At 45.7% G+C, this 6,725-nt stretch carries 9 protein-coding genes; 7 read left to right on the top strand and 2 right to left on the bottom strand.

The genetic code is table 11. From position 1 onward, the window contains the following. Positions 1-359: 359 nt before the first annotated feature. Genes RUMCAL_RS04505 through RUMCAL_RS04490 form a run of 4 tightly spaced genes read left to right on the top strand, consistent with a single transcriptional unit; the run spans position 360 to position 2,999 of the window. A complete protein-coding gene (locus tag RUMCAL_RS04505; RefSeq protein WP_021681390.1) occupies positions 360-881 on the top strand; it encodes a DUF1643 domain-containing protein in 522 nt (173 codons plus the stop codon). Beyond that, positions 878-1,171 carry a hypothetical protein gene (locus RUMCAL_RS04500; RefSeq protein WP_021681389.1) on the top strand — a complete coding sequence of 98 codons (294 nt, stop codon included), beginning with the start codon at positions 878-880 and terminating at the stop codon, positions 1,169-1,171. The genes RUMCAL_RS04505 and RUMCAL_RS04500 overlap by 4 nt, the downstream gene beginning before the upstream one ends. Beyond that, entirely contained in the window at positions 1,165-2,739 is a 1,575-nt protein-coding gene (locus RUMCAL_RS04495; RefSeq protein WP_021681388.1) for a recombinase family protein, read from the top strand. The genes RUMCAL_RS04500 and RUMCAL_RS04495 overlap by 7 nt, the downstream gene beginning before the upstream one ends. Beyond that, on the top strand, positions 2,709-2,999 hold the full coding sequence (locus RUMCAL_RS04490) for a DUF960 domain-containing protein (RefSeq protein ID WP_021681387.1): 291 nt from the start codon (positions 2,709-2,711) through the stop codon (positions 2,997-2,999). The genes RUMCAL_RS04495 and RUMCAL_RS04490 overlap by 31 nt, the downstream gene beginning before the upstream one ends. Positions 3,000-3,164: 165 nt before the next feature. Here the strand turns inward: RUMCAL_RS04490 and RUMCAL_RS04485 are convergent, their stop codons facing one another. Continuing rightward, positions 3,165-3,896: a hypothetical protein gene (locus tag RUMCAL_RS04485; protein WP_021681386.1), complete on the bottom strand. Its 732-nt coding sequence runs from the start codon at positions 3,894-3,896 to the stop codon at positions 3,165-3,167. Continuing rightward, positions 3,893-4,429 (bottom strand): hypothetical protein, encoded by a 537-nt coding sequence (locus RUMCAL_RS04480; RefSeq protein ID WP_021681385.1) that lies wholly within the window; start codon positions 4,427-4,429, stop codon positions 3,893-3,895. Before RUMCAL_RS04480 ends, RUMCAL_RS04485 begins: the two co-directional genes overlap by 4 nt. Positions 4,430-5,018: 589 nt before the next feature. Between RUMCAL_RS04480 and RUMCAL_RS04475 the strand changes: the two genes are divergently transcribed. From RUMCAL_RS04475 to RUMCAL_RS04465, 3 genes are all read left to right on the top strand, one after another. Further along, positions 5,019-5,408: a hypothetical protein gene (locus RUMCAL_RS04475; RefSeq protein ID WP_021681384.1), complete on the top strand. Its 390-nt coding sequence runs from the start codon at positions 5,019-5,021 to the stop codon at positions 5,406-5,408. Positions 5,409-5,426: 18 nt separating this feature from the next. After that, complete coding sequence (locus RUMCAL_RS04470) at positions 5,427-5,747, top strand: hypothetical protein (RefSeq protein ID WP_022410062.1); 321 nt, start codon at positions 5,427-5,429, stop codon at positions 5,745-5,747. Positions 5,748-5,827: 80 nt separating this feature from the next. Continuing rightward, positions 5,828-6,725 (top strand): DUF927 domain-containing protein (locus RUMCAL_RS04465; RefSeq protein ID WP_021681382.1); only part of this gene is annotated, 898 nt, incomplete at its 3' end.

The following is a 6,725-nucleotide window of genomic DNA, read 5'->3' as shown; positions in this document are numbered from 1 at the left end:
TCGAAGAACTGCTCATGGATACAGCGGCAATGGAAGAGGCACTTAGTGAGGCAAAAACACTGTTACAGTGTGAAGCATAAATCAAAACGAAAATTGGAGGAATTTGACATGAAGGAATTTATCGCAGGACTGGTACTGACACTGGTGATCGGCGGCATCGGGATCGCCATCGAAATGCAGGAACGGGAGGAGGTGAAGTACATCAATGCCGATTGCAATTGAAATGTTTCTGGCAGGGGTTGCCTGCGGCGTAGAGCTGCTGGCACTTGTCAAGAAGAGTAAGTAAAAATTCTGTTCGTGGGAGGCTTGGTATGACGCTGAGCCTCTTTTTTTGAAACAAAATTGGAGGGAGAAATTTGATGTTGGAAGAAACCACAATCATCAAGAGCAAAGCAATCTTTTCAGACGACAAAGAGCATCGTTTGCTTCTGCGGAAGGAATGGGACAGCGAGAAACCAACCGCAATGGTCATCATGATCAATCCAAACACAGCAGATACCGTCAACTTTGATATGACCACGATGCTGGTTCTGAATAACGTCAGCAAGCTTGGCTTCGGCAGCGTTAATATCGTGAACCTGTACAGCAGAATCATGGAAAAGCTCAATCTTCGTTTCAATGGCGATGATGAACTAATTGACAATGAAGCAGATGACGTGATTGAACAGTACGCTGCAATGAGTGATGCCATTATCATTGCCTGGGGTACAATTGGAAAGAATACTTTGCGTGTCAGAGAACGGCAGAAATACCTGCTGGAATTGATAAAGCAGCATGCCGGCAAGATGTACCAGATCGGAAGAAATGCCTGCCATCCGCTCACGCCGGCAGTCAGAAGAGAATGGGTGTTAGAACCCTATGAAATGGAGGTGATTGAATGATAAAAGTAACCAATTTGCAGGAAATGAACCGCATCGAAAATGGTTCTTTGCAAATGCACATTCAGAAAAAAGCAGAAGCAATGATGCAGGAATACCAAGTAGAAAACATGGATGACATTGGCTGTTTTGTAATCCTTGAAAAAGAGGAATTTGCTTGTGTTCCGATGAACGAACTAGAGTTTGTGGAAGTGTTGGAAATCGGAGCAGAAAGCTATCTGCATGGTGTCAGAATCATTGATGAAAGCTGCGGTGAAGACATCTATCTGCCTGTTGAGGTGGTAAGATGCTGAGTATACCAAAGGTTGCACAATACGCCCGGTTTTCCAGTGACAATCAACGAAGTGAATCCATTGATGCACAGATACGAGCCATGAATCAGTTCTGCAAGCAAAATCACTGGCAGGTGGTTTCCACCTATACCGATGAGGCGAGATCAGCGACAACAGATAACCGACCGCAGTTTCAGCAGATGATCGCTGACAGCGGCAAGGGATTGTTTGACATCGTGCTGGTGCATAAGCTGGATCGTTTTTCAAGAGATCGTTACGACAGTGCTATCTACAAAAAGAAGCTAAAGAAGAACCATGTCAAGCTTTGCAGTGTGCTGGAACGCATGGACGATTCCCCGGAGAGCATTATGATGGAAGCAGTCCTGGAGGGCATGTCGGAATACTACAGCAAAAATCTGGCACGGGAAGTCATGAAAGGCATGAACGAGACTGCTTTGCAGTGCAAACACACCGGCGGCTGTCCCCCGCTGGGATACGATCTGGATGAAAACCGGCACTTGATCGTCAATGAACAGGAAGCACAAGCAGTAAAAATCATCTTTCAAATGTTTGCAGAGGGTTATGGCTATACAGCGATCATCGACCATCTGAACGCCCATGGATACAAGACAAAACGAGGCAAAATGTTCGGGAAGAACAGTTTATATGAGATACTCAGCAATGAGAAGTACACCGGCGTTTTTGTGTTCAATAAAGCAGCGGCAAGAGCAGACGGGAAACGAAATAACCACGCTCAAAAGGACAGCTATATCCGCATTGAGGGTGGCTGTCCTGCGATCATCGGGAAAAAGCTGTTTGCACAGGTGCAGCGGATCAAGGCGAAGAATAAACGAAACACAGGATGCTATCACAGCAAGGAGTTTTACCTGCTGACTGGAAAACTGGTTTGTGATGTCTGCGGCAAGCGGATGATCGGGAATCTTCGATTCAGCGGCAGGAGCAAGACACGGCTTGCCACCTACAGATGCAATACGCACCGTACAGCTTGCAACAACAAGGAACTGAATAAGGACTACCTAGATGCCTACATTGCTGTGCTGATTGGCGAAAGGCTGAAACCGAAAAATCTAAAGCGTTCTGTTGCTAAGGTGAATCAACAGGTGCAGAAATTCAATCATGATTTTGATGCCAACCATGAAGCGATTTCTGCACAATACAATGAAGTGCAGGACAGTCTCGCCAATATCACCAGGGCAATCGAAAAGGGCATCTTTACAGATGACTTGCTCCAGCGAGCGGAACAGCTGGAAAATGAGAAAACAAAGCTGGAAACCAGACTGCACGAACTAAAGCTGCTGGAACCACTTCAATATGAAGACGTGGCATACCTGCATACCCAGTGGAAAGAGTTAAAGCGAAATACCGAAGAGTTCCGCACGTTCATCCAGCAGTTTGTGAAAGCGATTCATGTGCGACCCTATGATTTTGACATTGTGCTGGATATGGGGTTTGGCGTAGTGGAGTTGAGAGAAACCATTTCCATGCGACGAGGCGAACTGTACGAGATGTTTGATTCCAAGGCAAAGGAGCAAAGAATATGTTTGAAAAATCAAAAGGCAGATACTTGACACGAGGCGTGGATGCAGAAATACCGATCGAGCTTCAGGTGCTGATGTGGCAGGCTGTCGATCAGATGCCCGAACCGAAAGACTACCTGCAGGTGTTTCGGCTTAGCAAAGAGAGCGGTTTGCAAATTATACATCACACCTCGGAGCAGCCGCAGTTTGAGATGACGTACATTGCGGAGGCAGAAAAGCCGGTCACAGCGAAGGTGTATATCATCGATGATGGGGAGCACTGCACCATGCTGTTGGCGGAAGAGTACTAACGAACCAATACAAGCGAGCCAATACGAGTAATCCAACAAAAAAATCCAAGCCATACGCATGACTTGGATTTTTTTTTACTGCCCGACGAACCGCAGCACAAGCGAAAAGCGAATCCGCTGAGGCGTGCGGTACTGCACCGGGATAAAAGGATTACCCGCATTTTTTTACTGCAGTTCATCCTCTGGTGAGAAAAATGGGAAAACGAGAAATTTCTGTTCCTTTACAAACGCTCTGCCCTCCGGTGTGTCTTTGACAAAGAAAAGAAGCGTATCACATAACGGATTGATGTTGTTGATGTGCTTATCGATCCTGCCGTTTTGATTCAGGTAAATCGCTTTGTTGTACTGTGGGATCACTGCTAAGATCACATCGGCATTTCTTTTTTTGATTTTTTGACACAGTTTGCGGAGCATGTTGATTCTGCTCCAGGTCAGGGACTTCTGTTTTTCCTTGCTTTCGATCCTCGCCAGCGTGTCCAGTGCTTCCACCGCAGGAAGCTTTGCAATGCAGGTGATGACCGGACCGCCATACGTGGTCAGCGTATAGTGATTGGAGAGAAGCACGTCCATGTCCTCTTTCTCTGCATCGATCTCATAAGTTTCTATGATCCGGCTTGCCACAGCAGCAGTCAGCCGTTCTTTCTCCTGATACAATCCATACGCTGAAAGATGGTCGATCAGCATTTTCCGCATCCGGCTGTACTTGGGAAATGCTACATTGCGATACAGGATCGACTGGGAAGCATCGTGCTGAATGTCATCATAAATGGCATCCATTGTAAAGACAGAAAGGTCTTCCTTCCGGACAACCATATGCTCATAGAAATACACAGCCATCGCTTCCAGAACGTCTTCTTCCTCATACCTGGGTTTTGGCCCTCTTTTTTTGCCGCTCATACAGACTGCTCCTCTTCGATGGAATGGAAATGGGACTGCACCCGATTTTTCGATTCCTCATTTTTACATAATATCACAAGGGTGTCCACGTCAAAGGAGAGAAAGAGGATGTCCTGCGGAAACTTTTCCTTTAGCTTGCGGGAGAGATAGTAAAAGTGTGTGTTTTTCTTGTCGGTCGTGCTGCTGATCTTGCTTCGCAGCCGAACAAACAGCCAGGATGCGTTGGACACCATGGAAAGTGCCGTTCCCTCTGCCAGAAGCTCCAGTGACATCTTGTCATACTTTCCGACAAAGGCGTACAAGTACGGCTGGATCTTCTTCTTTCCGCTCTCAACGCCCAGCTCTTCCCGCATTTTGCGAATGAAGTGACGCTGTTCCGGTACTTTCTTTTCACGCTCTGTATACCATTTCTCAAAAAGCTGATACAACTGCGGAAAGGTTTCCGGAACATTTTTGCCGTCTCTGATCTGTACAGTGATCAAATCCGCACAGTCTTGAAAGATTTCCTCCCATGGATACTGATAATTCGACATTTTTTTCCCCTCATCTCAAGATTCTACGTTCTGCACAATAGAATAATGCTAATGCAACCAAAAGTATATCAAGTTGCACAAATGAACATTTTTACTGTGATCTTTTACAAAATATATGCCCATTGAGATCAATCCCTCAAAAGCACACTCTGAAAAATAGTAAAGTAATGATACAGCATTTTCCGATACTCATTATAGCAGATTCTTTCTAAAAAATCAAGCGTACTTTACGAGAGCATTTTGTCCATAGACATCCCTGGGAAGAATGCTGCTATCCAGAAATACAAAACAAAAAATAACGTATTTTCGACAAGAAAAAAGCAGATAATGAATTGAAAAAATAAAAAACGCACAACTGACTTTTGGAGCAGCTGGAAGCCATAGGGTTCCTAAGCCGAGAATCCGCTCTTTGATAAATAGAAAACTAAAAACGGCGTAAATACGTTGAATATATATATGATTAGCACTATAAAGCAAGAAAATACGACCTATTGACAGAATTGATTAGACTCACTATAATAAAATGCAGAGAGCAAAACGCTCTCGAAGATGATTTTTGAGTCCCTTTACTGGGAGAAAGGAATATATTATGAAACAGAATTTAAACGAATTTCTAGCATCCGTAAACGCACACGCCTATACACCAGATAAGAGTCTTGCGGGATGCTTCATCATTACGAACACTGTTAACAGTCGCAGATTTCGCTTAAGCAAAACGTTCAGAGATGCCCTGAACAGTCCAATTGCAATCGAGCTGTATTTTACAGAGGATTCCGTTTTAGTCATTCCCACTGACGGTACTTCAAAGTGCAGCATAACATTTCGTTCTGGAGGATACGTGTATGACAGCTGCTTAACTGAAAAACTAATTGAGATGAGTGGCGTAGAAGTTCCTGAAGGAAAGTCACGCAAAATCGGAATTTTTACGACGAACCAACTGGAAGACGGCTCAATTTACGCAGAGGTAAAGTTTAATTGATGAATGGAGGATGAATTCATGAACGTGACACTATATGATGAAACAGACCTACTTGAGAGCGGGACATATGAAGCTCAACTGATAGCCGTCTTCGAATATGCCAAGGGTGAAGTTTGCCTCAAGTTTCAACTATCCAGCATGGATCACACGATCTTTCTGAAATTTGTAACACTGGAGGATCTTGGAAAACACCCGTGGAGCAACATTTTTCGGGCGATAAATACCACCGATACAGATGATCTTCTGAATCACACTTTTCGACTGGAAATCTCTACAGTGACATCCAAGAGGAGCGGCACTCGCTTCAGTAACGTAAAGCGGATTGAACTGCTAAAGTAAAAAAAGTAAAATAGACAAACGGGGTGGGGCGATACCAGCTTATCGCTTCACCTTTTGTTTGAGAAAGGACGTATAACATCATGATCGAGTTTACCCCGATTCCCGTCGGGTTCGAGTTGGAGCGGTTCGGAGGTGCATCTATCGACCTTCATGAATGGATGCGTCTGCGGAAGTACGCACTGGAGTTTATGGTCGGAAAAGGTGTAAATGCAACCAGCTTCACCGTGCTGCACACCGAAGCAGGATTCGCAGACCTTGCCAGCCATACACAGGTAAAATGGCTGGCAGACCACTTTGAGCTTCTCTGTGTTGCGGCAGATGAAAAACACCGGCACTTTCTGGATATACAATATGATGGCGTAATTCATCGGATCCCGTTTGAAGCACTTCTGCCAGACAAGATCTGTGCGACACTGTTCCGCATCGGCGTTGCGGTGGATCGTACTTTCGGAGCTTATGAAGCGATGAGCATGTACCTGCAGGCTGCTGTGGCAGCGTTACCGGTAGAGGATGCCAGACAGGTTCTGGGATGGAAGGACAGCAATACACTGCACTGGTGCGGTGCAGCTCACAGCCCGCCTGTGCTGCGGGCACATCTGGAGATGTCACCGGAGGATTACCTTGCAGAACTGAACCGTCTGATACTCCCTATGCCGTCACTGCAGTTTGTACTTTGTGCAGCAGCGGCATCCACACTGCTTGCCTACCTGACGATCACAGAAAAGCTGCCTGCGGATTGTTTTGGCGTGTCACTGGTGGGAACTTCCTCTACCGGAAAAACGACCGCCTTAAAGCTTGCAGCCTCTTTGTACAGTTCACCGGACGACGAAAACGTCTTTACAGCATTCTACGGAACGGCAAACGCTTTGCACAGCATGCTGGGAAAACATCACGGTGTGCCGATCGCCTATGACGAAAGCACGATTCACAATGCGATCAGTATCTCTAAGGCAATACCGCACAAAGATTGTGCGACAG

It is taken from the genome of Ruminococcus callidus ATCC 27760 (genome assembly GCF_000468015.1).
In the GTDB taxonomy this organism is placed as follows: Bacteria; Bacillota; Clostridia; order Oscillospirales; family Ruminococcaceae; genus Ruminococcus_C; species Ruminococcus_C callidus.
The sequence above is the reverse complement of the archived record's forward strand: the minus strand, read 5'-3'. Positions and strand labels throughout refer to the sequence as shown.

Excerpts from the sequence above, each read along its gene's own strand:
- RUMCAL_RS04505 (WP_021681390.1), top strand. The coding sequence starts at position 360 with ATGTTGGAAGAAACCACAATCATCAAGAGCAAAGCAATCTTTTCAGAC.
- RUMCAL_RS04500 (WP_021681389.1), top strand. The coding sequence starts at position 878 with ATGATAAAAGTAACCAATTTGCAGGAAATGAACCGCATCGAAAATGGT.
- RUMCAL_RS04495 (WP_021681388.1), top strand. The coding sequence starts at position 1,165 with ATGCTGAGTATACCAAAGGTTGCACAATACGCCCGGTTTTCCAGTGAC.
- RUMCAL_RS04490 (WP_021681387.1), top strand. The coding sequence starts at position 2,709 with ATGTTTGAAAAATCAAAAGGCAGATACTTGACACGAGGCGTGGATGCA.
- RUMCAL_RS04485 (WP_021681386.1), bottom strand. The coding sequence starts at position 3,896 with ATGAGCGGCAAAAAAAGAGGGCCAAAACCCAGGTATGAGGAAGAAGAC.
- RUMCAL_RS04480 (WP_021681385.1), bottom strand. The coding sequence starts at position 4,429 with ATGTCGAATTATCAGTATCCATGGGAGGAAATCTTTCAAGACTGTGCG.
- RUMCAL_RS04475 (WP_021681384.1), top strand. The coding sequence starts at position 5,019 with ATGAAACAGAATTTAAACGAATTTCTAGCATCCGTAAACGCACACGCC.
- RUMCAL_RS04470 (WP_022410062.1), top strand. The coding sequence starts at position 5,427 with ATGAACGTGACACTATATGATGAAACAGACCTACTTGAGAGCGGGACA.